This is a genomic window from Parafrankia sp. Ea1.12, assembly GCF_900465275.1.
GTDB classification, from domain to species: domain Bacteria; phylum Actinomycetota; class Actinomycetes; order Frankiales; family Frankiaceae; genus Parafrankia; species Parafrankia soli.
Map to the genome: position 1 here is coordinate 1 of NZ_UBIZ01000313.1, position 629 is coordinate 629.

Consider the following 629-nt stretch of genomic DNA (forward strand, 5'->3'; position numbering starts at 1 on the left):
CATGGAGAAGATCCGGGTGTTCGTTCTCGATGACCACGAGATCGTGCGTAATGGTCTGCGTCAGACGCTCGCCCGGCATGACGATATCGAGGTCGTCGGAGAGGCCGGGCTGGCCGCGGAGGCGTTGCGGCGGATTCCCGCGCTGCATCCGCATGTGGCGGTGCTGGACGGGCGGCTGCCTGACGGCAGTGGCATCGACGTGTGCCGGGAGGTGCGGTCGGCGTTGCCGGACGTGGCGTGCCTGATTCTCACCTCCTATGACGACGACGAGGCGCTGTTCTCGGCGATCATGGCGGGTGCGGCGGGGTACGTGCTGAAGGAGATCCGGGGCAACGACCTGGTGGGGGCGATCCGGACGGTGGCGTCGGGGCAGTCGCTGCTGGCTCCGTCGGTGACCAGGCGGGTGCTGGAGCGGTTGCGGGACGGGCCGAGCGAGGACCCGGCGATGGCGACGCTGAACCAGCGGGAGCGCGAGATCCTGCAGCTGATCGCGGACGGGTTGACGAACCGGCAGATCGGCACACGGCTGGGGTTGTCGGAGAAGACGGTGAAGAACTACGTGTCGAGCATTCTGGAGAAGCTCGGCCTGGCGAGCCGTACGCAGGCCGCCGTCTACCTGATGAAGCAGA

The 629-nt window shown here is 67.4% G+C and carries 1 protein-coding gene; it reads left to right on the forward strand.

All coding sequences use genetic code 11. The annotated features are described in order from the left end of the window. Position 1: 1 nt before the first annotated feature. Positions 2-629, forward strand: a 628-nt coding sequence (locus tag FMEAI12_RS16830) for a response regulator transcription factor (RefSeq protein ID WP_146776716.1), incomplete at its 3' end; no start/stop codon positions are given.